The sequence below is a fragment of the Streptomyces sp. NPDC008150 genome, assembly GCF_042956945.1.
GTDB lineage: Bacteria > Actinomycetota > Actinomycetes > Streptomycetales > Streptomycetaceae > Streptomyces.
The window spans coordinates 385,800-406,888 of sequence record NZ_JBIBHJ010000002.1 but is presented as its reverse complement, the minus strand read 5'-3'; the positions used below and the strand labels follow the sequence as shown (position 1 = coordinate 406,888).

17 protein-coding genes are annotated in these 21,089 nt (G+C 73.0%); 13 read left to right on the top strand and 4 right to left on the bottom strand.

Annotated features, from left to right (window positions below):
- The first annotated feature begins 5 nt into the window (after positions 1-5).
- Positions 6-206: a hypothetical protein gene (locus ACFZA0_RS07835; protein ID WP_391013012.1), complete on the top strand. Its 201-nt coding sequence runs from the start codon at positions 6-8 to the stop codon at positions 204-206.
- A gap of 56 nt (positions 207-262) precedes the next feature.
- Here ACFZA0_RS07835 and ACFZA0_RS07830 read toward each other — a convergent pair whose 3' ends face one another.
- Both ACFZA0_RS07830 and ACFZA0_RS07825 read right to left on the bottom strand, forming a co-directional pair.
- Entirely contained in the window at positions 263-571 is a 309-nt protein-coding gene (locus tag ACFZA0_RS07830; protein ID WP_391013010.1) for an STAS domain-containing protein, read from the bottom strand.
- The gene (locus tag ACFZA0_RS07825; protein WP_391013008.1) at positions 571-4,800 is read right to left on the bottom strand and encodes a SpoIIE family protein phosphatase; all 4,230 of its coding nucleotides are present in this window, start codon (positions 4,798-4,800) and stop codon (positions 571-573) included. Before ACFZA0_RS07825 ends, ACFZA0_RS07830 begins: the two co-directional genes overlap by 1 nt.
- 247 nt (positions 4,801-5,047) lie before the next feature.
- On the opposite strand from ACFZA0_RS07825, the gene ACFZA0_RS07820 reads away from it, so the two are divergent.
- From ACFZA0_RS07820 to ACFZA0_RS07805, 4 genes are all read left to right on the top strand, one after another.
- On the top strand, positions 5,048-6,607 hold the full coding sequence (locus ACFZA0_RS07820) for a SpoIIE family protein phosphatase (RefSeq protein WP_391013006.1): 1,560 nt from the start codon (positions 5,048-5,050) through the stop codon (positions 6,605-6,607).
- Positions 6,604-6,957 (top strand): anti-sigma factor antagonist, encoded by a 354-nt coding sequence (locus tag ACFZA0_RS07815; protein WP_391013004.1) that lies wholly within the window; start codon positions 6,604-6,606, stop codon positions 6,955-6,957. The genes ACFZA0_RS07820 and ACFZA0_RS07815 overlap by 4 nt, the downstream gene beginning before the upstream one ends.
- A gap of 246 nt (positions 6,958-7,203) precedes the next feature.
- Positions 7,204-7,641 (top strand): hotdog fold thioesterase, encoded by a 438-nt coding sequence (locus ACFZA0_RS07810; RefSeq protein ID WP_391013002.1) that lies wholly within the window; start codon positions 7,204-7,206, stop codon positions 7,639-7,641.
- Positions 7,642-7,741: 100 nt separating this feature from the next.
- A complete protein-coding gene (locus ACFZA0_RS07805) occupies positions 7,742-8,101 on the top strand; it encodes a DUF6204 family protein (protein ID WP_391013000.1) in 360 nt (119 codons plus the stop codon).
- Positions 8,102-8,184: 83 nt separating this feature from the next.
- Here ACFZA0_RS07805 and ACFZA0_RS07800 read toward each other — a convergent pair whose 3' ends face one another.
- Positions 8,185-9,747: an aminotransferase class I/II-fold pyridoxal phosphate-dependent enzyme gene (locus ACFZA0_RS07800; protein WP_391012999.1), complete on the bottom strand. Its 1,563-nt coding sequence runs from the start codon at positions 9,745-9,747 to the stop codon at positions 8,185-8,187.
- On the opposite strand from ACFZA0_RS07800, the gene ACFZA0_RS07795 reads away from it, so the two are divergent.
- From ACFZA0_RS07795 to tpg, 3 genes are all read left to right on the top strand, one after another.
- Positions 9,746-10,666, top strand: a complete 921-nt coding sequence (locus ACFZA0_RS07795; RefSeq protein ID WP_391012998.1) for an EamA family transporter — start codon at positions 9,746-9,748, stop codon at positions 10,664-10,666. The two genes, ACFZA0_RS07800 and ACFZA0_RS07795, sit on opposite strands and share 2 nt — an antisense overlap.
- Before the next feature lie 154 nt (positions 10,667-10,820).
- Positions 10,821-13,043, top strand: a complete 2,223-nt coding sequence (gene tap, locus ACFZA0_RS07790; RefSeq protein WP_391012996.1) for a telomere-associated protein Tap — start codon at positions 10,821-10,823, stop codon at positions 13,041-13,043.
- Between the two features lie 111 nt (positions 13,044-13,154).
- Complete coding sequence (gene tpg / locus ACFZA0_RS07785) at positions 13,155-13,712, top strand: telomere-protecting terminal protein Tpg (RefSeq protein WP_391012994.1); 558 nt, start codon at positions 13,155-13,157, stop codon at positions 13,710-13,712.
- Between the two features lie 131 nt (positions 13,713-13,843).
- On the opposite strand, the gene ACFZA0_RS07780 is transcribed toward tpg, so the two are convergent.
- Positions 13,844-14,614, bottom strand: coding sequence for a DUF5995 family protein (locus ACFZA0_RS07780; protein ID WP_391012992.1), 771 nt, complete (start codon positions 14,612-14,614; stop codon positions 13,844-13,846).
- A gap of 323 nt (positions 14,615-14,937) precedes the next feature.
- On the opposite strand from ACFZA0_RS07780, the gene ACFZA0_RS07775 reads away from it, so the two are divergent.
- The 5 genes from ACFZA0_RS07775 to ACFZA0_RS07755 all read left to right on the top strand — a co-directional run bounded on the left by ACFZA0_RS07775 (position 14,938) and on the right by ACFZA0_RS07755 (position 20,996).
- Complete coding sequence (locus tag ACFZA0_RS07775; protein WP_391012990.1) at positions 14,938-15,270, top strand: metalloregulator ArsR/SmtB family transcription factor; 333 nt, start codon at positions 14,938-14,940, stop codon at positions 15,268-15,270.
- On the top strand, positions 15,267-16,049 hold the full coding sequence (locus tag ACFZA0_RS07770; RefSeq protein ID WP_391012988.1) for a DUF2071 domain-containing protein: 783 nt from the start codon (positions 15,267-15,269) through the stop codon (positions 16,047-16,049). The genes ACFZA0_RS07775 and ACFZA0_RS07770 overlap by 4 nt, the downstream gene beginning before the upstream one ends.
- Positions 16,050-16,228: 179 nt before the next feature.
- Positions 16,229-17,410 (top strand): SpoIIE family protein phosphatase, encoded by a 1,182-nt coding sequence (locus tag ACFZA0_RS07765; RefSeq protein ID WP_391012986.1) that lies wholly within the window; start codon positions 16,229-16,231, stop codon positions 17,408-17,410.
- A gap of 107 nt (positions 17,411-17,517) precedes the next feature.
- Positions 17,518-19,101, top strand: a complete 1,584-nt coding sequence (locus ACFZA0_RS07760) for a glutamate synthase-related protein (RefSeq protein WP_391012984.1) — start codon at positions 17,518-17,520, stop codon at positions 19,099-19,101.
- A gap of 137 nt (positions 19,102-19,238) precedes the next feature.
- On the top strand, positions 19,239-20,996 hold the full coding sequence (locus tag ACFZA0_RS07755; protein WP_391012982.1) for a thiamine pyrophosphate-dependent enzyme: 1,758 nt from the start codon (positions 19,239-19,241) through the stop codon (positions 20,994-20,996).
- Positions 20,997-21,089 lie beyond the last annotated feature (93 nt).

Below are 21,089 nucleotides of genomic sequence, written 5' to 3'. Positions count from 1 at the left end.
GCATCGTGACAGATCAGGGAACCACCGGGTTCCGTCGGTACTGCAAGGCATGCGGCAGCAGGGCGGCCGTCCGGGGCGGGAAGCTGTGCGCGCACTGCGGATCCGTCCTCGTCCTGCCGGACCCCTCCGGGTTGGTCGAGGACGAGGGGGCGGCGGTCCGGCGGGCGTTCTTCGCCGTGGCGGACACGCCGCTGCAACGGCCGTGAACACCGGGTCCCACCCCGGTCGGGCGAAGCCGTAGTTCCCTGTCCCGCGGGGCGGGTCACCCCTCGGGCCGCCCCGGTTCCGCGTCGTGCACCGCCGCCAGGTCGGCGAGGCCCGAGACGGTCAGGACCGGGGTGATCAGCGGCCCGGCGATGATCTCGATGCGGTCGACGTGTGAGAACAGGACGCTCAGCCCCGCGCTGTCGAGGTAGTCGACACCGGTGAGGTCGATCACCAGCCTCCCCTCGGTGCTCTCCAGCGCGGAGGCGAGAGCGTCCGTATTGCTCATGTCGATCTCGCCGACGGCCTTGAGCACCGCTGTTCCGTCCGGGCGGCGTCCGGGGGCAAGAGTGAGCGGCGTGGTCATCAGGCGATCCTCGTATGCATGGCGACGGTGGTCCCCACCGGGCCGGGTGTGATGGTGACTTGCTGCATCAGGGCATGCATCAGGGCGACTCCGCGGCCCCGGTGGGTGTTCGTCTCGGGCTGCGGCGTCTTCCAGTGACCTGAGTCGGCGATGATCAGCCGGATGTCCTGCACCAGCGCCTCCGCGCGCAGCCGCACCGTCTCACCCGGCGCGTCGCGGTGCCCGTGCTCGACGGCGTTGGCACACGCCTCGCCGACGGCCACCAGGATGTTCTGCGCGGTGTGCGGCGGGAGGTCGCACTGTTCGAGCCAGCTGCGCAGCGCCTTGCGGACCGGCGCGAGCTGCGCCGACTCGGCGGGGAAGACCATGTCGAGCGGTGCGGGGTGCCGGTACAGCAGCAGCGCCACGTCGTCGTCGTAGCCGTCAATCGGCGCCAGCCGGTCCATGACCTGGGTGGCCAGGTCGTCGACGGAGGAGTCCCGGCCGTCCTGCACCGCCTCGCCCGCCTGGTCGATGCCCGTCGTCAGCGGACGCCTGCGCCGCTCCACGAGACCGTCCGTGTACAGCAGCAGCGTCGCGCGGGCGGGGACCGTGGTCTCGGCCTGCGGCCGTTGCACACCGGGCTTCACCGCGAGCGGCGCGAACCGGCCGCCGTCCAGGAGCACGGTGGTGCCGTCCGGAAGGGCGAGTATGCCGGGCGGATGGCCGGCGCTCGAATACGTCAACTGCCCCGTCTCGGCGTCCAGTACGCCGCAGAACACGGTGGTGCACACCGCGCCGGGGATGCCCGCGGCGAAGTGGTCCAGGGCCATCAACGTCCGTGCCGGTTCGGCGTCCTGGAGCAGCAGGGCACGGCAGGCACTGCGCAACTGGCCCATGACGGTGGCCGCTTCGAGCCCGCGCCCGACGCAGTCGCCGACGACGATGCCGATCCGGCCGTCGGGCAGCGGGATCGTGTCGTACCAGTCGCCGCCGACCTCCAGGGGGCGCGCCGCGGGCTCGTATCGCACCGCGAAGCCCTCGGGCAGGCGGGACGGTCCGAGGATGGCGCGCTGCAGGGCGAGCGCGGTCTCGCGCTGCTGGTCGATCTGTGCCGCACGGGCGAGCCCCTGCGCGATGTGACCGGCGAGCAGCGACAGCAGCAGCGCGTCCTGCTCGGTGAACGGCCGCTGCGGGCCCAGCTCGATCCACAACACCATGGGGCCGTGCGGGTGTTCGACGGTGACGCCCGCCCCGCGGGTGTCGATGACCGGGGTCAGCCGCGGCTGTTCGCACAGCGCGGCCAGTGCCTCGCGCCGTTCGGGCGGCAGGTCGGACCAGCGGGTGTCCGCGTCGGTGGCGGTGAGCTTCGGCGTGTCGCCGTGGTCGAAGACGGCCGCGACGACACCCCGGGCCGACCACAGGTCGCGCATCTCCTCCAGGGCGCCGCTCAGCGCCTCCGGCAGACTCGTGGCCTGCGTCAGACGCAGACTGACCGCGGCCAGCGCGGTCTTGCGCTGGATCGCGTAGTGCTCCTCGGTCACGTCCCGGAAGGTCCCCACGACGACACTGCGCCGCGTGTCCGGGTCCTTGGCCTGGTTGAACGTGGCGCTCACCCACAGCCGGTGCCCGTCGCGGTGCCGCACCGGGATGGTGTAACTGCCCTGCTCGTTGCCGAGCAGCAGCGCGAAGGCGTCCGCGACCTGCTGGTGCGCCGCGGGGTCCGTCTCCGCGTCGGGCCACCACGGATGCTCCGCCGCGTACGGCAGTTCCTCGGGCGGGTAGCCCAGGATGTCGGTGAACGCGGTGTTGATCTCGATGACGGAGCCGTCCTCGTCGCAGACGAAGAACGCCTCCTGGAGCGAGTCGACGAGAGCAGTGCGCCACCGGATGTGGTGGTTGCGCAGCCGCGACAGCTCGACGTTCGCCCGCACCCGGGCGAGGAGTTCGGCGGCGGCGAAGGGCTTGACCAGATAGTCGTCCGCCCCGGCCTGGAGCCCCTCGATGGAGGCCTCCTGACCGGCCCGCGCGGACAGCAGCAGCACGGGCACGGACGCGGTACGGGGGTTGGTGCGCAGCCGTGCGACCAGGCCGAGGCCGTCGAGGCGGGGCATCATCACGTCGCTGACGACCAGGTCGGGAGCGTCGGCGCGGACGGCGTCGAGCGCTGCCCTGCCGTCGGTCACCGCGTCCACCTCGTAACCCGCGCCGGACAGCAGCCTGCTCAGGTAGTCACGCATGTCGGCGTTGTCGTCGGCGATCAGCACGCGGGCGGCCGCGGCCGGCGCCGAGGAGAGGGAGTTCCATCCGGCGCTCGCGGGGTCCGTGGCCAGGCCGTCCTCGGCGAGGGCGTCGTTGTCCGACGGCAGCCAGCGCAGCGCCTCCTGGACGTACGGCGCGGCGGTCGCGGACACGTCGGCGGGTTCGGCGGCGGGCGCGAGCGCGTCGGCGGGCAGGTGCGCCGAACCGAACGGCAGCCGGACGGTGAACCGGGTCCCGGCGCCCTCGGAGCTCTCGGCCGTGATGACCCCGCCGTGCAGGGCGACGAGTTCCTGCACGAGGGCGAGACCGATGCCGCTGCCCTCGTTGGACCGCGACCGGGTGTTCTCGATGCGGTGGAACCGCTCGAACAGGCGCGGTATCTCCCGCGCCGGCACGCCGATCCCGGTGTCGGCGACCGTGACCAGCGCCCCGTCGCGGTCCGCGGCGACCGAGACGGACACCGACCCCTCGAAGGTGAACTTCAGTGCGTTGCTGAGCAGGTTGAAGACCACCTTCTCCCACAGCCCGCGGTCGACGTACACCGCGTCGTGGAGCGGCGGACAGTCCACCTCGAAGGTGAGCCCCGCCCGCTCGACGGCCGAACGGAAGACGCTGGCGAGCTCCGCGGTGACGGCCGCGAGGTCGACCGGCTCGAAGCGCGCCTGCATCCGCCCGGCCTCGATACGGGAGAAGTCGAGCAGCGTGTTGACCAGCTTGCCCAGCCGCAGGCCGTTGCGGTGGACGAGTTCGAGCTCCTCGTGCGACCGCCTGTCCGCCGGGTCCAGCCGCGCCCGCAGCTCTTCCAGCGGGCTCATGATGAGCGTCAGCGGGGTACGGAACTCGTGACTGATGTTGGAGAAGAACGTCGTCTTCGCACGGTCCAACTCGGCCAGTTCCTCCGCCCGTTGCTGCTGCGCCTGGTAACTGCGCGCGCTCGCGACGCCGGCGGCGACGTGCCCGGCCACGAGCTCGACGAAGCCCCGGTACGCCTCGTCCAGCGGCCGGTACCGGTTCAGCCCCGCCACCAGGAAGCCGTACGGCGTGCTGCCCTGCTGGAGCAGGGGCACCACCAGGGCCTCGGACGGCGGCTCCGCCCAGTGCCCGGAGGGCAGTTCGGTGAAGGGCGGACCGTCCAGCGCCACCAGCGGGGTCTCACCGCGCAGCACACTCGCCGCGGGCCACGCTCCGCTCTCGTCCGCCGACCCGGCCGGCTCCGCGGACAGGTGGGGAAGCGGCTCGGGCGGCTCCGGCGGGACCACCAGCACCGGCCGCGCGGCGGGGTGACCGGCGTCGACGCCGGTCGTTCCGGCGAGCGCCGCGGTGCCGTCGTCCTGGAACAGATAGGTCAGGGTGAAGGGCAGGTCCCACTGGTTGCCCTCCAGCTGCCGGGTGCTGAACGCGAGCATCTCCTGCTCGGTGCGCACCACCCGGGGGTCGGAGCCCAGGTCGCGCAGCGTCCCCATGCGGCGCTCGCCGATGACGCTGTCGGTGTCCTCGCGGACCACGCAGAGCATGCCGACCACCTGGCCGGCGTCGTCGCGCAGCGGGCTGTACGAGAACGTGTGATACGTCTCCTCCGGGTAGCCGGAGCGCTCCAGGAACAGCAGCAGTGCCTCGTCCCACGTCGCCTCGCCCGTGGAGAGCACGGTGTCGATACGGGGGCCGATGTCGCCCCAGATCTCCGCCCACACCTCGCTCGCCGGCCGGCCCAGCGCCCACGGGTACTTGCGCCCGAGTGTGTCCCGGCGGTAGGCGGCGTTGCAGAAGAAGGTCAGCTCGGGGCCCCAGGCCATCCACATCGGGAACCGGGACGACAGCAGGATGCTCACACAGGTGCGCAGGCTCTGTGGCCAGCCCTCCGGGGGTCCCAGAGGTGTCCGCTCCCAGTCCACCCGGGCGAGATCGGCACCCACCTCGCTGTCGGCCGTGAACACGTCCGGAACGGCCGCGGCCGACGGCTCGTGACCGGTGTCTTCGGAACCCACCACTCGGCTTCCCCTCGCTCGCGCCGGTCCGCTCCGGACGGGACGGCGCCGCCCGTCTCTCGCCGACTCTCGGAGATCGGTGGCGCGATCCGTAGGATAAGCGAGGCATCCCGTCCCCGGGGTGCCGGGCAGGGCGAAGACACACCAAGTGGGGGCGATGATGGCGGTGACGGGGGAGAGCCCCCACCCCGACGTGGTAGAAGCGCCGGACGGGAGCGGGCGGACGGCCACCGGGGCCGCGCTCCGAGTCGTGGGCAGCCGCCGTCCGGCCGACGCCGAGACGGGCGTCCCCGACGCGCGGACACGGCGTCCGGGACGGCGGCCGCAGGCGCCGGGACGCGCCGGGGAGCCGCCGGAGCCGGCCGCTCCCGGGACCGGGCCGCGCACCGACACGCCGCTCGCGGACGCTGCCGCACCGCCGGTCGCCGCCGACCGTCACGCGACCGCCGGTGCCCGGCACCGGGCGGACGGCACCGACAGCCGTCGGGCCGACGGGGACGCCCCGGCGGCCGGCACCGGCGACCCGCGGGCGGACGAGGACAGGCGGCTCGCCGCGGTCCGCCGCTACCAGATCCTGGACACACCCCCCGAGGGCGCCTTCGACCGGGTCGCCGCGCTCGCCGCACGCCTCTTCGACGCGCCCATGGCGACCGTGGCGATCGTGGACACCGACCGCGTCTGGTTCAAGGCCGGACACGGGCTCGGCGGTGTCACCCAGGTCGGCCTCGCCCCCGACGCAGGAGCCTCGGCCTTCGTCTACGACACGCCGTCCGCCGTGGCCGACGCACACCTCGACCCGCGCACCGCGGACAACCCCATCGTGCACGCGGGCCTCGGCGTCCGGTTCTACGCCGCGGCGCCCATCGTCACCCCGCACGGCGAGTACCTCGGCAACCTCAACGTCCTCGACACCCGCCGCAGGGAGGCGACCGCCGAACAGCTCGCCGCCCTCCAGGACCTGGCCGCGCTGGTGGCGGACCAGTTGGAGCTGCGCCTCTCGGCCATCCGCACGGTGGCCGACGAGCGCCGGATGCGCACGGACGCCGAACGCCTTGCCCGGACACTGCAACGCACCCTGCTCCCGCCCGCGTTGCCGGAGGTGCCCGGCCTGAGCACCGCCGCCGCCTACCACACGGCGGCCGACAACGAGGTGGGCGGCGACTTCTACGACCTGTTCCCCCTCAACGACGGGCGGTGGGCGTTCTTCCTCGGCGACGTGTGCGGCAAGGGCGCCGACGCCGCCGCGCTGACCTCCCTGACCCGCTACACCCTGCGGGCCGCCGCCATCCGCGACCCCGACCCCTGCCTCGCCCTGTCCACCCTCGACACCGTCCTCAAGGGCGAGTACCAGGGCGACGACCCGCGCTACTGCACCGCCGTCTTCGGCGTGCTGAAGCCCGAGGACGACGGCACGTTCACCGTGACCGTGGCCGGCGGCGGGCATCCCCCGGCGCTGGCGCTCCGCGCGGACGGGACGGTCGAACCCGTCTCCACCCTCGGCGGCCAGCTCGTCGGCATGCTGCCCGAACCTCGCTTCGTGCGGAACACCACCCGGCTCGCCCGGGGCGAGACACTGCTGCTCTACACCGACGGGCTCACCGAGGCGTGCCGTCCCGACGGGAGCATGCTCGGCGAGCACGGGCTCACCGCACACCTGACAACGGCACGGCCGCGCGGCGCCGACCAGGCACTGGCAGCCGTCGACCGCCTCCTGGGCGAGCTGGGGGACGGCGTCACCGACGACACGGCCCTGCTCTCCCTCTCCGTACCGACCGACCATCCAGCCCCACGCGCACAGGAGAACCGGTGACCGACCGCACCTTGACCGTCACCTCGCAGACCCGGCCCGACGGAGCCACCGTGCTGTCCGCGGCGGGCGAACTCGACCACCACACCGCCGTCCAACTACGCACCGCCGTGGACGAGTCGCCGTTCGGCCCGGTGGGCACGGTGATAGACCTCGCCGGCCTCACCTACTGCGACTCCACCGGCATCACGGTGCTCGTCACGGCCTACCACCGCGCGACCTCCGCGGGCAGCCCGCTCGCGCTGGCCGGTCTCAGCGCCGACCTGCAACGGGTGTTCCGGATCGCGGGGCTCGACCAGGTGTTCACCTTCTACGCGACGGCCGACGAGGCGGTTGCCGCCCTGCGGGCCTGAAGCGGTCCGTCGGGGAACGGTGTGCGGGCGAACAGGCCTCGTGCAGGCGGGTGTTGGGCAGTGCGGGGTGGACCGACGCCGTGCCGTGTTCCTGATCGCCCGCGCGCGGTCGTGCACTTGGGGCCGCCGGAACGAACACCCGGCGGCGTGCCCGTGGTCGGCGTCCCGGTGTCCGGCGGGCGCCCGTTCGGTCCGGACGCCGGATGCCGGACGTCGAACCACACTCACGACGACAGGACTTGGGGAATGACGACCGACCTCACCGCACTCGCCCGGAGTCTCTTCGCCGCGCAGCCGTTCAGCCGACTCGTGGGTGCCGAGCTCACCGCCGTCGGCCCGGGGTCGGCCGAGATCCGGGTCCGCAACCGGCCCGAACTCCAGCAGCAACACGGCTTCGTCCACGGTGGCGTCATCAGTTACCTCGCGGACAACGCCCTCACCTTCGCGGGCGGACTCGCGCTCGGCGGGGACGCCCTCACCGCCGAGTACAAGATCAACTACGCCCGGCCCGCGGTCGGTGACGTCGTCGTCGCCAGGGCCGACGCGGTGGTGACCACGCGGCGGCAGGCCGTCTGCCAGTGCTCGGTGTACGTGATCGGCGGTGCCGACGAGGCCGAGCGCCTCGTCGCGGTCGCCCAGGGAACGGTCGTGGCGGCGGGTGCGCCGCAGCAGGCGGAGAGCTGACCGGCGGGCGGTCGGGGGCACCGCGTCCGGCGGGCGGGGCCGCCGCTCGCGCGGACAAACCCGGTGGAGTTCCGCGGGACGTCCCGCATAGGGTCGCGTGATGAGCACTCGCACCTTCCGTGTCACCGTACGCGGCGTTTTTGACGGACTCGAGGCCGACCAGCGCGCGGAGCTGGCCTCCCGGGCGGCCGAGCACGACGTACTGCGCGCCGCGTTCACCCCGGAGGGCCACCTCACCTACGACATCGCCGCGCGCACCGCCTTCACCTTCCGCTTCCTCGACTCGGGCGAGGAAGAGGAGGACATCCTCGAGGCCACCGAACGCGCCGAGGAGGCGGCCGCCGCCTGGCTGACGCAGCGGGGCTACGGATACAAGAACCTCCGGTCGCAGGCGGAGGACCTCTCGCAGGCGCCGCTCGGCAAGCGGCAGCGCCGCGAGGCGGCCCGGCAGCAGCCCTGACGGGTCACGGGGGGCGGGCGCCCCCGGCCCCGGCGCGGGGCGGGAGCGGTCCGACTCCGGCGCGTGCCGCGGCTGTTGAGGCGTCAGGGCCGGGTGTCACCCACCCGGACCGGACCGGCCTGCGCGTACGCCCGCCCCAACCGCCGGACGCCCTCGCGCAACTGGTCGCCGCTCACCGCGCTGATGTAACTCAGCCGCAGGTACGGTCCCGGTGCCTCCGCCGGGAAGTACGCCCTGCCCGGCGTCACGGCGGCGCCCGCGCGGAGAGCGGCCGTCACCAGGGCGGTCTCGTCCGTACCGTCCGGCAGCCGCACCCACAGGTGGTAGCCGCCGCGCGGTGCGCTCGGGCGCAGGTCCGGGGCGTCCCGGCGCAGTGCGTCGGTCAGGACGTCGCGCCGCTCGCGCAGTGCGCCGGCCAGTGTCCGCAGATGGCGCCGCCAGGCGGGCGCGCCCACGAGTTCGAGGGCGGTCTCCTGGAGCGGGCGGGGCACGAAGAACGTGTCGACGACCTGCGTCGCACGCAGCCGCTCCATCGCCGGCCCCCGTGCCGTGAGCGCCCCGACCCGCAGGCTGGGCGAGGTGGCCTTGGTCAGGGACCGCACGTGCACGACGACACCGTCCGGGTCGTCGGCCGCCAGCGGCCGGGGAAGCGGCGGCGAGTCGGCGTGGACGAGCCGCCGGGCGAAGTCGTCCTCCACGACGAAGGCGCCGGCCGCCCGCGCGACCCGCAGCACCTCGGGACGGCGCTCCGGGGACAGCGTCACCCCCGTCGGGTTGTGGAAGAGGGGCTGGCAGACGAACAGCCGCGCACCCGTGACCCGGAAGGCGTCGGCGAGGAGGTCCGTGCGCACCCCCTCCGCGTCGACCGGGACCGGAACGGGCCGCAGGCCGGCGGCCCGTGCGGAGGCGAGCATGCCCGGATAGGTGGGCGACTCGACGAGCACCGGTGCGCCCGGGGCCGCCAAGGACCGCAACGCGATGCCGAGCGACCCCTGACCGCCGCCCGTGACCAGGACATCGGCGCCGCTGAGCGTGGAGCCCGGCCCCGCGATGTCCCGTGCGAACCAGGACCTGAGATCCGTCAGGCCCTCGACCGGCGGTCGCTCCCAGGCACCGGGCCGGCGACCCGCCCGTGCCAGGGCTCCGGCCATCGCCTGCTCGGGCTGGAGGGAGGGGTGCAGATAGCCGCCGTTGAGGTCGACGACGTCGGGCGGCGGCACGGCGAGCGTGGCGAGGATTCCGGAGGCGTCCGGCGCGGGTGCGCCGATGCGCGTCGGGGCCGGAGCGGGGTCGGCGGCGGTGTCCGCGTGCGCGTCCGGCCGCGCGCCGCCGGTTGCCGAGCCGGCACGGGTGCCACCTCCGCCGGTGCTCGCGCTGAGCGCCATCTCCTGCCAGGACAGGTCCCCCGACGGGGGTGCGCCGGCGTACCGCCGCGCGCCGCTCGCGCGGAAGACCCCGGCTCCCGGCCGGGACACCACCAGACCCTCGGCTACGAGTGCGGCGATCGCGCGGGAGACGGTCACCGGGCTCACCCGGTGCCGCTCCATGAGGACGCGGCTCGACGGCAGTTTCCCGCCGTCCGGGTAGCGATCCAGCTCGTTCCGCAGGACGTCGAGCAAGATCGCCACACTGCTACCATCGTTCATGTCGGAACAAGATAGCGCTACTCTCCCGCGAGCGGTAACAGTGAACCGCGGAGCGAGGCCGCGGGCGCACCGCGGCACCCTCCTCGCCGGCCTCGGCGTCCTCGCGTTCTCGTTCAGTTTCCCGGCCACCGCATGGGCACTTGAGGGCTTCGGGCCCTGGACCGTCACGGGTTTGCGCGGCGTCCTCGCCGCCGTCCTCGCGGGAACCTGCCTCGCCGTCAACCGCGTCCGGCTGCCCGACCGGCGGCACTGGGCCGGGATCCTGACGGTCGCCGTGGGCTGCGTCGTCGGTTTCCCGCTGCTGACCACGCTGGCGCTGCGGACCTCGTCCACCGCGCACTCCGCCGTCGTCATCGGGCTGCTGCCCCTGGCCACCGCCACGGCCTCGGTCGTGCTCACCGGCGTGCGGCCCTCGCGCCTCTTCTGGTGGGGAGCGGTGGCGGGCGCGGTCGCCGTCGTCGCCTTCGCCCTCGAACAGAGCCACGGCAGACCGACCGTCGCCGACGCGTTCCTCCTCGGCGCGCTCCTCCTGTGCGCGGCCGGGTACGCGGAGGGCGGACGCCTCTCGCGTCACATGCCCGGATGGCAGGTCATCGCCTGGGGCGTGGTCGCCGCGCTGCCCGCGACGGCGCTCACCCTCCTCGTGGCCGTTCCGTCGGAGCCGGTGCACATCACGGCGAAGGCGGTGACCGGAATGCTCTACGTCGCCGCCGTGTCGCAGTTCGCCGGCTTCGTCGTCTGGTACCGGGGCATGGCGCTCGCCGGGGTGGCCAGGGCGAGCCAGCTCCAACTCGCCCAGCCGCTGGTCTCGTTGCTCTGGTCCGCGCTTCTCGTGGGCGAGCGGGTACCGCCGGTGGCACCGATCGCCGCCGCGGCCGTGGTCCTCTGCATCCTGACGACCCAACGAGCAAGGGAGTGAAGGGAGTTGGGGTGCCGGGGAGGTGCGCGGCGCCCAGGTTCAACCTCTTTCGGCCGGGAGCCGGAAGCCGTGTCCGGGTATCAGAAAGAGCTAAAGAAAGCGGCTAATTCCGGCGTGTGATCCGTTAGGATCCGCGACGGAGGTGGAAGGCCGTATGGCGACAGAGGAAGAGCTGTTCGCGTCCGTCGACGCGCTGTTGGAGGAGGAGCCCCAGCTGCCTCCTCCGGCGGAGCGGGCCCGGCTGCGCGAGAGCGCCGGCATCACGCAGGCCCGCCTCGCCCAGGCGCTGAGGACGACCCCGCAGACCGTGAAGAACTGGGAGAACGGCCGCTCCGAGCCACGTCCGCCGCGTCTCCAGGCGTACCGGCGGCTGCTGGAGGGGTGGGCGGAGCGGCGGCAGGTGCCCGGCGCCGCGACGGTGCCGGGCGAAGGCCACCCCGTGGACGAGGCGCGGCCCCAACTCGCGGCGCAGCCCCAACTCGCCTCGGCGGCAGCCTCGTTGGCGCCGCGGCCCGTGCCGGACCGGCCCGCGGCGCCGACTCCGGCACCGGTACCGGAGCCCGCCGCCCCGGTGGTCCCGGGCGAGGTCGCCGCCCCCGCTTCCGGCCCCCCGGCCGTCGACGCCGGGGCGCGCACCGCCCGTCGGCCCGCGACCGCCCGGCGCCCGGCTGCCGCGCTCCGCAACCGCGCCGTGCCGAACATCGCGGCGCCCCCCTTCCAGCACGGCCCCCTGGTCGTCCTCGACGGGGACGGCAACGCCTTCGGCGCGCAGGGCGTCGTGCAGGACTGCCCTGCCACCACCCTCGTCGAGCTCGTCGAGTGGACGCTCGGCGAGGCCCACCTCGGCGCCGCGCGCCTGCACCGCAACGGCAACGACAGCGACCCCCTCGTCGTGCTCACCGGGGCGGCGGCCGTGAAGCTCGGTCTCCCCGAGCGGCTGGAGACGGCGGAACAGCGCCGTTCGCTGCGCCTCGCGGACGATCACCCCGTGGTCAAGCAGATCGCCCGAGCCAAGTGGAAGCTCACCCAGCGCGGGTTCGGCCCGTGGGCGCGTGTGTACCGGCCGGCCAAGGCGGGGCGGCGGCAGTGCGTGCAGTTCGCCGTGCTGTCCTGGGACGCGCTCGACACGCGGTCCTGGCCGGGCGTCGCCGAGTTGGAGCCACCGGAGATCGCGCGGGTGCTCGGTGTCTACGCGCAGCGGGTCCTCACTCCGCGAGGCTCCACCGCCGTCTCGGGCCTGGAGCTGATGACCGCGCTGCGTCCTCCCACGCGGGCGGTCAAGGACGAGGCCACGGGCCAGTGGGTCTCCGGGCACAACCCCGGCTCGCTGGGCACCGAACCTGTCGACCCGGCCCCGCCCGAGGCGACCCCGGAGCACCCCGTCGTCGTGAACGGCGGCTGGACGGGCGGCTTCCTCGACGAGGAGGCGTACCAGTGGGTGCGCGACGTCGACCTGCTCTCCGACGCGGAGTGCATGCTGCCGTGGGCCGTCGGCCTCGACCTGAACGTCGCGTTCCTCGCGGCCGCGAGCAGGCTGACCGTGGGGCTCTCGGCACCCGACCACTTCCACGGCCCGCGGTTCAACGCCAAGATCCCCGGGTCCTGGCTGGTCGACCTCTCCCACGTCGAACTGGACCCGCGCCTGCCGTCCCCGTTCACGCCGAACGGCCGGCGCCCGGAAGGACCTGCCTGGTACCACACCACGACCGTCGCCTACGCGCAGGAACTCGGATACAACGTCACGCCCGTCGAGGCATACCTGCGGCGCGAGACCGGCGCCTTCCTCGACCCCTGGCACGACCGGCTCCGGAGCGCCTACCTCGACACGCTCGCCGACCTCGGTGTCACGAAGGAGCTGGACGACGCCGGCTTCCTCGCGGCGATGGAACGGCACAAGGAGACCGACCCGGCGATGGCGGCGGTCCTCGCGGCCGTCAAGGCCACCGTGAAGGGCGGCATCGGCAAGCTCCGCGAGCGCCCGCAGGGACGCCGCTACAAGCAGGGCGAGCCGTGGCCGGCGATGGAACGCCCCACCTGGCGGCCGGACATCCGCGCCGCCGTCATCAGCAGGGCCCGCGTCAACATGCACCGCAAGATGCTCAGGACCGCCGAGGCGACGGGCCTGTTCCCGCTCGCCGTGCTCTCCGACTGCGTCGTCTACCCCTCACCGGGGCGCAGCCCGCTCGACTTCCTCCCGTACACCACCTCGGGCAAGCCGCTGCCCGGCAGTTTCCGGCTCGGTTGCAGTCCCGGTCTCGCGAAGGTGGAGGGTGTCCAGGAGGTGGCCTGGGCGGTCGACCTGATGGAACAGGGCCACAACCCCGCCCGCCACATCAAGGGCGACGGCCACGACGCGGCGTTCGACGAGGGCGAGTGAACGCGCCGATGAGTCCGACGAGTCCGAACCTGCCCGTGCCGTACGCCACTTCGCGCTTCACGGACGATACGGTGCGGGTCGCCCCGACCGCGGAAGAGAGCTGAGCAGCGCATGGGTGACATCGACGACGCCCTCCGGCGGGCCGACAGCGAGGGGTTCACCCGCGAACCCCCGAAGGGGCTCCAGGCCCGTATCAACTTCCTGCTGAAACAGCTCAAGACGGCCCGCGCGGTGGCGGCGGAACTCGGGATCACCGCCGACTCCGTGAACCGCTACCGGCGCGGCGCGCGCAAGAATCCCCCTCCGCACATCGCGGAGAAGATCGACGCGGCGGTCCGGTCCCGGTGGCAGCCCCGGGTCCGCAAGCGCCGCCGCAGCCAGGCGGCGACGAGCGGCGGCATCACGGTCGAGACACGCGCCAGGTTCGGTTACACGGCCCCCGTCGGCACCACGGACGACGGCCGCTTCCGCCGGCTGACCGTGCACCTCCCGCCGGCCTACGCGCAACGCCTCTTCGACGCCCGCGACCAGGGAGCGGGCGACCAGCAACTGCGCCGGATCATCGCGGACGGCTTCAAGAACGTCTACTTCCAGGACGGCGGCACCCGGGCGGCGGACCTCAGCGAGGTCGAGATCAACGACATCGACTACCTGGACCTGGACTTCTGAACCCGGGCGCCCTGCCCGGCAAGTCATGTGACTGTGACCGAGTGCCTCAGTTGGCGAGTGAGCCGTTGAGTTGGCGAGCTGAGCTACATGGCTTGCCTTGCCGTCTGGTGGCGCTGGACTCCAGTTGACCATCAGGTGGAGGAGCGCTCCATCGCCCTGTCCAGGCGCGCGATGACGGTCGGCACGTCACCGCTCTCGGTCCGCCGGATCAGTTCCAGGGCCGGCCGGACGATACCGGTCGGCCGTGCGATCAGCCTGGCGAGCACAGCGGCTCGGATGTCGAGGCGTTCGAGGGTGGCCTCGCGCTCCCGTTCGCTCTGGCCGGCGAGCAGGACGGCGTTGTACCAGGCCTCCTCGCGGGACTGGCGGATGCTGAAGTCAAGGATCTGCTCGTCGGTGCGGCCGCCGACCTTGTCCAGCAGCGACAGCAGGGGCGACAGGGCGTCGACCGAGTCCTGCACGGCCAGCACCACGCGCGCGAGGATGTCGTTGATCAGCAGGAAGTCGCGCCGCAGCCCGTGGATGTCCGCGCCCGGGCCGGTCCGTGCGGCGGCGACGGCCAGGTCGAGGTTGATGTGTGCGTTCACGCCGAGCAGCAGGTGCTGGACGATGACGGTGTCGGTGTCGTCCAGCAGTCCGAACGTCTCGCGCCAGCAGCGCGGCCCGCTCCGGTCGCGACGCCAGGCGTCGTATGCCTCGAAGTAGCGGTTGCCGAAGTGGGTGTCGAAGCGATCCATGCGGGGACCGTCGTCGAACAGATCTTCATGGATGGTCTTGCGGACCTCGACGGTTACCTGTCGGTACAGCGCGGCGAAGTACCCGATCCGGTCTCCGGTGCGGACGGCCTCGCGCACGATCTCGGCAAGGCCGTCGACGACATCGTCGATGTTCTCCGCCACCATGTTCGGCTCCCCCTTCGCGGCTCCCTCGACCCCAGGACTGTAGGTCAAATGCCGCGCTGGGATGAGGAGTTGACGTTTTTCTGGGATGGTCCCCTACCCTGCCCGCGGGGGTCTCGGTCATTTGGCCGTGAAGACGGCGCCGGTCCGCCTCCCGCTGATCGACGCATCCCTACATCGTTCTCGCACCCCGGAACCCGGGCCTGGTCCGAGCAGGCTGGGCCGGCGATGCCGTGCCGGCAGTGCTCAACTCGCCAAACGAAGCGCTCAGTCACAGTCACGCCCGGCCCTTGTTAGGTATTTAGCCAAAGTGCTAAACAGTTTCCATGACGGAAGCAGAGGACGAGGCCGGGGCCTTCCGGGCGCTTGCCGATCCGACGCGGCGGCAGATCCTTGAGGACCTGCGGGGCGGTGAACTCGCCGCCGGGGAGATCGCGGGCAGGTTCTCCATCAGCGCACCCTCGATCTCGCGGCATCTCGGCGTGCTCAAGGGGGCCGGCCTCGTCACCGAGCGCCGGGAGGGCAACCGCATCCTCTACGCACTCGCCGAGGACCGCCTGGCCACCTGCGTGGGCAGGTTCCTCAGCGCCGTGTGCCCCGAACAGATCGTGCTGCGCCGCACCAAGTGGCGTCCCGACCACCGGAACGAGGAATCGTGATGCGATTACGGCTGGCCAGCGTCGTCGAACGGCGGCTCCTCGTGAACTACCGCGTCGATCCGGACGCGGCGGCCCGGCTCCTCCCCGCCCCGCTGCGCCCGCAGTTGGTGCGCGGCCACGCGGTCGCCGGGATCTGCCTGCTGCGCCTGGGGCACGCCCGCCCGGCCGGGGCGCCCGCCGCGTTCGGACTGCGCAGTGAGAACGTCGCCCACCGCGTCGCCGTCGAGTGGGACGGTCCGGACGGTGTGGAGAGCGGTGTCTACATCCCGCGCCGCGACACCGACTCGCGGCTCAACGCCCTGGCCGGCGGCCGGCTCTTCCCCGGCGAGCACGGCCGCGCCGCCTTCGACGTGCACGAGACGGCGGGCGAACTGCGGGTCGGATTCGCGACGCGCGACAGCGGCGCGGACCGGGTCGCCGGTGACGTCCACGTCGAACTCACCGACGAGGTGCGGGACAGCGGACTCTTCGCCGACCTCGCGGACGCCTCCCGCTTCTTCCGCGCCGGGAGCAGGGGCTACTCCGCCACCCGGTCCGGTGACCGCCTCGACGGCATGGAGCTGTCGACCGACGCCTGGCACCTGGACGCCTGCCGCGTCCGTTCCGTCACGTCGTCCTACTTCGACGACCCGGACCGCTTCCCTCCGGGCACCGCGGCCCTGGACTGCGCCCTGGTCATGCGGAACGTCCCCGTCGGGTGGCGGGCCCTGCCGGACATGGCCGTACGGGGGAGCGCCGCGCCGCGGGCGGCGCGCACGGTTCCCCGGCCGGCCGGCTGACGCGCCGCGGAACCGCACACCGCCCCGGCGCCCGCTGTCCGGGAGCCGGGACCGTGGGCAGGGGCCGTGGGCCGTGCCAGGCGTTCTCACCGAGCGGGCCCTCCGACCCGGTGTGAGACTTCCTCCCAGTGACCTCTGCGGCCCCGGCGGGCCGCGCCCGGGTGGAGAGGAGGAACGCGGTGGTGTTCTCGGACACCGGCGGTGAACCCCTGCACGACTTTCTCGCCGACCCGGCCAACCTGACCCTCGACCTGCCCACCGCCGTCGGGCGCTGCGCCAAGGCGCTCGGGTTGCAGCACGCGGTCGTCTACCTGGCCGACCTGCAACAGCGCGACCTCGTCCCGCTCACCGACGTCACCGGCGTGCTCCCGGTCGACGGCTCGCTCGCGGGCTGGACCTACCGCACCGAGTCCCTGCGGGTGGAGGAGGCGGACACGGGCGGGGTGACCGTCTGGCTCCCCCTTCTGGACGGAGCGGAGCGGCTCGGCGTCCTCGCCGTGCACAGCAACGCCCTCACCGCCGTGGCGCTGACCCGCGCCCGTGCCCTCGCGTCGCTGCTCGGCATGATGATCACCTCGAAGCGCGCGTACAAGGACTCCTTCGTACGGCGCACCCGCACCGAGCGCATGGAACTGCCGGCCGAGATGCTCCGCGCCTTCCTGCCGCCGCGCACCATCGGCAACGCCCACGTGGTGTCCACGGGCGTGCTGGAACCCGCCTACCAGCTCGGCGGCGACGCCTTCGACCACTCGCTCACCGCGTCGAGCCTGCACGCCGGAGTGCTCGACTCCATGGGGCACGACCTGTCGTCCGGCCTCACGAGCGCGGTCGCCCTGGCGTCGTGCCGCAACGCCCGGCGCACGGGCAAGGACCTGCCGGACCTCGTCGCCGGGGTCGACGAGGCGCTGGCCGAGTGGCTGCCGGACCGGTTCTGCACGGGCGTGCTCGCGCAGCTCGACCTGGCGACCGGCCTCCTGCGGTGGACCAACTGCGGTCATCCCGCACCGCTGCTCATCCGCGACCAGGTGCTGATCGTCGATGCCATGGAACGCGAGGCCGACCCGCCCATGGGCATGCCGTCGCTGCTGTCGCCCCGTCCCCGGCAGACCCACGAGATGACGCTCCAGCCCGGGGACCGCGTGCTGATGTACACGGACGGAGTCACCGAGGCGCGTACGCAGGACGGCAGTCTGTTCGGCCTCGAACGGTTCGGGGACTACATCATCCGGGCCACGGCGGCCGGCGAACTGCCGGCGGAGACCCTGCGGCGGCTCATCCACTCACTGCTGGACGCGGGCACCTACCGGCTCCGGGACGACGCGACCATCCTGATGTTCGAATGGCGGCCGCCGGGCCGCTGACCGCCGCGCGCGTCCGTCACCCCGCCCCGCCGGGAAGGCCCAGCTCTTGACGGTGTTTTGGTACGGCGGCCACACATGGCCGGCGGTCTTCGGGAAACGCGGGGGCCGTGATACGCATCGGAATGGTCGTCCTGGCACTGGCCGCCGCACTGGCGGCGGTCGCCGCCGCCGTGGCTCTCTCGCCGTGGTGGTGGTTCGCCGCCGTGCCCCTGCTCCTGCTCGGCCTGCTGGGTACGTGGGACCTGGCGCAGCGCAAGCACTCCGTGCTCCGCAACTATCCGGTGCTCGGGCACGCCCGGTTCCTGCTGGAGCACGTCCGCCCGGAGCTGCAGCAGTACTTCGTCGAGCGCAACTTCGACGGCCGCCCCTTCGACCGCGACGTGCGCAGCATCGTCTACGAACGCGCCAAGGGCACCGACGCCGAACAGCCCTACGGCACCGAACGCGACGTGTACGCACCGGGCTACGAGTTCCTGGTGCCGTCCATGGCCCCGCGCGAGGCGCCCGGGACGCCGCCCCGGGTGCGCGTCGGCGGCCCGGACTGCGCCAAGCCGTACGACATGGCGCTGCTGAACGTGTCGGCCATGAGCTTCGGATCGCTGTCGTCCAACGCGATCCTCGCCCTCAACGGCGGTGCCGCGGCCGGGGGTTTCGCCCACGACACCGGTGAGGGCGGCCTTTCGGAGTACCACCTGCGGCCCGGCGGCGACCTGGTGTGGGAGATAGGCACCGGATACTTCGGCTGCCGCACCCGTGACGGTGACTTCGACCCGAAGGAGTTCGCGGACAAGGCGGCGCACGACCAGGTCAAGTGCGTGTCCCTCAAGCTGTCGCAGGGCGCCAAGCCCGGGATCGGCGGCGTGCTGCCCGGCCCCAAGGTGAACGCCGAGATCGCCGGCGTGCGGGACGTGCCCGAGGGCCGCACCGTGATCTCACCGCCGTACCACCGGGTGTTCTCCACACCCCGCGAGCTCGTCCGGTTCGTCGCGCGGATGCGGGAGTTGTCCGGCGGCAAGCCGACCGGCTTCAAGCTCTGCGTCGGCTCGCGGCAGCAGTTCCTCGCCGTGTGCAGGGCGATGCTGGAGGAGGGCACCACCCCGGACTTCATCATCGTGGACGGCGCCGAGGGCGGTACCGGGGCGGCCCCGCTGGAGTTCGCCGACCACGTCGGCACGCCGCTGACCGAGGGACTGCTCACCGTCCACAACTCCCTTGTCGGCGCGGGACTTCGCGACCGGATCAGGATCGGGGCCAGCGGCAAGATCGCCACCGGGGCCGACCTCGTCAAGCGTCTGGTGCAGGGCGCCGACTACGGAAACGCCGCGCGCGCCATGATGTTCGCGGTGGGCTGCATCCAGGCGCAGCGCTGCCACACCAACCGCTGCCCCACCGGTGTCACCACCCAGGATCCGCGCCGGGCAAGGGCGTTGGACGTGGGCGACAAGACGCAGCGCGTGCAGCGCCTCCAGGCCGCCACGGTGGCCAGCGCCGTGGAACTCATGGCGTCCATGGGCGTCACCGACCCGGCCGACCTGCGCCCCCACATGCTGCGCCGCCGTATCGACCCGTACACCGAGCGCTCGTACGAGGAGCTGTACGAATGGCTGGCGCCCGGCCAACTCCTCACCGGACCGCCCGAGTCGTGGGCCGCCGACTGGAAGGCGGCCGACCCGGACCGCTTCACCGTGTGAACGTCCCTGCCGCGAGAGGCAGTTCACGTGGCGGCACCTCGGGTGCCGCCACGCGCGCGAAAGCCGCCGCCCCCGAGGGCCGGCCCGCTCGCCGCGCACCCCGCATCCGTTCCGTCCGTACGAACTGGAGGACCCCCGTGGCCCGAACCGTTGCCCGCGTCATCGTGGACGCCCTGAGCGAGCTTGGCGTGCGCCAGGTCTTCGGCGTCGTCGGAGACGCGCTCAACCCCCTGACCGACGCCATCCGCACCACCGACGACGTGGAATGGGTGGGGTGCCGGCACGAGGAGGCCGCGGCGTTCGCCGCGAGCGCGCAGTCGCAGCTCGGCGACGGTGCCCTCGGCGTGTGCATGGGCACGGTCGGCCCCGGCTCGGTGCACCTGCTCAACGGGCTCTACGACGCCGCGAAGAGCCGCACTCCGGTGCTGGCCATCGCCGGACAGGTGCCGCTCACCGAACTCGGCAGCGACTACTTCCAGGAGGTCGACAACGACGCGCTGTTCAGCGACGTCGCCGTCTTCCGCGCGACCATCACCTCGCCCGACCAGTTGCCGCAGATGCTGGAGACGGCCGTGCGTACCGCACTGGGCCGCAAGGGCGTGGCCGTGCTCACCGTGCCGGGCGACGTGGGCGACCGGGAGCTGAGCGCGGACCGGCCCGCCCGCTTCTCGCTCAGCCCCGCGGTGACCCGTCCGGAGGAGTCGGCCGTGCGCCGGGCCGCGGAGCTCCTCGACCGCGCCGAGCGCGTCACGATCCTGGCCGGCCGGGGCGCCCGCGCGGCCCGTGAGGACGTCCTCGCGCTCGCCGACCGGCTGGCGGCGCCGATGGTGCTCACCCTGAAGGCGAAGGAGGGCTTCGAGGGCGACGGCAACCCCTTCCAGGTGGGCCAGACCGGCCTGATCGGCAACCCGGCGGCGGCGTCGGCACTGCACGACGCCGACACGATCCTCATGCTCGGCACGGACTTCCCGTACCGCGACTGGTACCCGGAGGGACGCACCGTCGTCCAGGTGGACACCGAGGCCGACCACATCGGGCGCCGCGTCCCCGTGGAAGTGGGTCTGGTGGGGGACACCGGCGCCACCGTCCGCGACCTGCTCACCCATCTCGCCGCGCCGCCCGCCGGCACGGACGGTGCCCGCGACCGCGGGCACCTGGACAAGGCCCGCGAGGCGTTCACGCAGTGGCGGTCGGGGCAGGCGCGGCTCGCCGACCCCGCCCACGACAAGGGCGTCGTCGGCCGCATCCGCTCCGCGCTGGACAACCGCGACCACGACATCCGCCCCGAGGCACTGGCCGCGGTGGTGGACCGGGTGGCCGCCGACGACGCGATCTTCACCTCCGACACGGGCATGGCGACCGTGTGGCTGTCCCGGTTCGTGGAGATGCGGGGAGGGCGCAGGCTGCTCGGTTCCTACAACCTCGGGTCGATGGCCAACGCAATGCCGCACGCACTGGGCGCCCAGTGCCTCGACCGGCAGCGGCAGGTCGTCGCGTTCTGCGGAGACGGCGGCCTGAGCATGCTGCTGGGTGACCTCATGACCCTGAAGACCCAGCAACTCCCGGTCAAACTGGTCGTGTTCGACAACCGCCGACTCGGCATGGTGAAGCTGGAGCAGGAACAGGGCGGCCTGCCCGAGTTCGGCACCGTGCTCGACAACCCCGACTTCGCCGCCGTCGCCACCGCGATGGGCATCACGGGCATCCGGGTCACCGACCCGGCCGAACTGGAGGACGCCGTGCGGCGCGCCTTCGCGGTGGACGGTCCGGTGCTGCTCGACGTGCTGACCAACCCCGAGGAGATCGCGGTTCCGGCGAAGCCGACCGTGGAACAGGGCTGGGGGTTCGCCGTCGCCAAGGTGAAGGAGGTCGTGCGCAGCCACGGCGACGGCTGAGCGGGAGCGGGGCGCCCGGCCCCGGGCGGAGTGCGGCGCCCGGGGCCGGGGGACCCCCGTTCGCGCCGGCCGGCGACCGCTGAGACGGTGGTG